Consider the following 3,074-nt stretch of genomic DNA (forward strand, 5'->3'; position numbering starts at 1 on the left):
TGTGTTTAAACCTGTTGAAAGCGGCCAATAGGCTAAGTGTGCCTGTTGCCGCCTAAAAGGCGGTCCGGATGCCTGATTATGGGGCGTCCGGGGAGGATTAAGGGGGTATTTGGGTAAAATCAGGAGGTATTGGGGGCGGAAACAGCCGAAAACCTGTTTTTGGGTTTCGGCTGTCGAGGGAAGGGCTTTTTTGCAAAGGTCTCCATTCAAGTGCATCAACCTCGACGGCAAAATCTATCAGCCCGTCCCGGCTGCCGGTTCGGGTTTACCGCTGCACGTCAACCTCAACATTCACACCCGCTCTTCCAACAAAAACCTGACAATCGACGTACCTCCCCTATCCGCAGGCATACGACCCGCAATGCCGCCAGTCCGCCCGCTCCATTTTTAAGCACTATCCGCCACACAAACCAAAAGGTCGTCTGAAAAATTTTCAGACGACCTTTTCTCAAACCAATCCTTCAAAATTTAATTAGTACCAACCGCGCAGTTTCATCGCTTTTTCAACGCGGCGGATACTCATCATGTAAGACGCGGTACGCAGGTCCACATCATACTCTTGCGCCAGATTCCAAATATCGCGGAACGCGCGGCGCAGGACGACGGTTTCTTTTTCCTGAACTTCGTCAAATTCCCAATAATAGCCTTGCAGGTTTTGCACCCATTCAAAATAGGAAACGACCACGCCGCCGCAGTTTGCCAGAATATCGGGCACGACCAGCACGCCGTTTTGACGCAGGATGGCATCGGCTTCGGGCGTAGTCGGGCCGTTTGCGCCTTCGACCACGATTTTAGCGCGCACTTTGCCGGCGTTTTCGGAAGTCAGTTGGTTTTCCAGCGCGCAAGGGGCGAGTACGTCCACATCCAGCGCCAAGAGTTCGGCATTACTGATTTCTTTGCCGTAACCCGCTTCATTGGTAATGAAGCCTTTTTCTTGGAACTCTTTGAACAGGGCTTCCATATCCAAGCCGTTTTCATTGTAGATGGCGACGTCAACGGTGGAAACGGCAACGACTTTCGCGCCGGATTGATGCGCGTAATAGCCTGTGTGATAGCCCACATTGCCGAAGCCTTGGATAGCGTAGGTCGCGCCTTTCACGTCTTTACCGAGTTTTTCCAAAGCTTGGACGGCAGCGAAGTTCACGCCGTAACCTGTCGCTTCGGTACGCGCCAAAGAGCCGCCGAATTCGACCGGTTTGCCGGTGAACACGCCCGGTGCGGATTTTTTAACGACGTTTTCATAAGCATCGACCATCCACGACATGATTTTGCCGTTGGTGTTTACATCGGGGGCGGGAATATCGATTTTTTCGCCGATAAGCGGAGAAATGGCTTCGGAATAAGCGCGTGAAATGCGTTCCAACTCGGCTTCTGAATAATCGCGCGGATCCAAAGTAATACCGCCTTTGCCGCCGCCGTAAGGAATGCCCGCAACGCAGCATTTGATGGTCATCCAAATCGACAAAGCTTTGACTTCGTCCAGATTCACATTGGGGTGGAAGCGCACGCCGCCTTTGTAGGGACCGACGGCATTGTTGTGTTGCGAACGGTAGCCGGTGAAGGTTTTGACCGTGCCGTCGTCGAGTTTGACGGGGAAGGTAACTTCCAAAACGCGTTGCGGGTTTTTCAGGATTTCATACACCGCAGGGTCGGCAGTGAGTCGGTCGCAGGCAGTTTTGACCTGTTTGCGGGCGATTTCGAAAGGATTAAGGGTTTCTTTTGCTGCGGATTGGGACATTGCTCTTCCTTCTCATGTCGGATTGAGGTTTAAAGACTTTGCAGCTGTAACTATAACCAATTTCCAAATGAAATGTAATAGCATGTAGTCGGTATTTTCAAAGTTGATTAATTTATATATGGTTTTATTTTTCAGACGACTGAAGAGGACATTCAAACTGCTTCGTCCATCCCTTTACAGAATGTTCCTATTTTCTGAACGCTCTCCAAAAACCTTTGTTTTTAAAAAAGGTCGTCTGAAAATTGAATCAGCCTGCCTTTCAAAGTCAAAGCTTCTGAAAATCAATGAAATGCCATTTCAAGCTCCAACTATATTGTTAACAATCCATCTGAAAACTACCTATCGGGAAACAATGTTAAAATACGCGTCCCTATCATTCACGAGTAAAACACATCATGACCGCCGCCATCGAACACGTCCAAGCAGCAGCTTTTGATTTGGACGGCACATTATGCGATTCCGTCCCCGACCTTGCCGCCGCAGCCGAAGCCATGCGCGAATATCTCGACATGGAGCCGCTGCCCGCTAAAACGGTAGAAGGCTACGTCGGCGATGGCATCGGCAAACTCGTCCACCGCGTCATCACCAACGACCGCGACCAAGAAGCTGCGCCTGATTTGTGGGAAAAAGGCTTCGTGTTCTACATGAAATACTACCGCGACCACTTAAGCGACTTCACCCGCCCCTACCCCGAAACCGAAGCCGGACTGGCATTGCTCAAATCACTGGGCATCCCGCTGGTGGTCATCACCAACAAAAACGAAATCCTCGCCGTCGAACTCTTAAAACAGCTCGGACTCGCCGACTACTTCAGCCTAATCCTCGGCGGCGACAGCCTGCCCGAAAAGAAACCCAGCCCATTGCCGCTGCAACACGCCGCCGAAGTTTTGGGCATTGATCCCGCCAACATGATTATGGTCGGCGACTCCCGCAACGACATCATCGCCGCCAAAGCCGCCGGCTGCCTCAGCGTCGGCGTAACCTTCGGCTACGGCGACATGACTCTGCTCTCACAAGACAAAGCGACCAAGCCCGACTGGATTATCGGCTCGCTGCCCGAAATCTACGAAAACCTGCGACCGAAAAAAACAGAAGACGACGAGTAAATCGGCATCCTTGTTTTCAGACGACCTTTATTCCTGCTTCAAAGGTCGTCTGAAAATAAAGCAGTGGAAATAAAAAGACTCGTCGTTTCCGCACAGGCGTGAATCCAGACTTTAATTTTTCAGAATTGTTTAAAAGTTGTGTTGATTTCAAATCACTGGATTCCCGTCTGCGCGCACTACTGTCCGGAATAAATCCCCATTAAACATCAACTACCTAACCGCCTATCCAC

At 50.6% G+C, this 3,074-nt stretch carries 2 protein-coding genes; one reads left to right on the top strand and one right to left on the bottom strand.

The window, feature by feature from the left end; genetic code table 11:
* Window positions 1–472 precede the first annotated feature (472 nt).
* Window positions 473–1,738 (bottom strand): Glu/Leu/Phe/Val family dehydrogenase, encoded by a 1,266-nt coding sequence (locus tag F9B91_RS12105; RefSeq protein ID WP_003740770.1) that lies wholly within the window; start codon window positions 1,736–1,738, stop codon window positions 473–475.
* A 395-nt stretch (window positions 1,739–2,133) separates the two neighbouring features.
* Here F9B91_RS12105 and F9B91_RS12110 point away from each other — a divergent pair, with 395 nt between their 5' ends.
* The gene (locus F9B91_RS12110; RefSeq protein WP_070539119.1) at window positions 2,134–2,844 is read left to right on the top strand and encodes a phosphoglycolate phosphatase; all 711 of its coding nucleotides are present in this window, start codon (window positions 2,134–2,136) and stop codon (window positions 2,842–2,844) included.
* Window positions 2,845–3,074: the final 230 nt, after the last annotated feature.

It is taken from the genome of Streptococcus mitis, assembly GCF_008763935.1.
Classification (GTDB): domain Bacteria; phylum Bacillota; class Bacilli; order Lactobacillales; family Streptococcaceae; genus Streptococcus; species Streptococcus mitis_DB.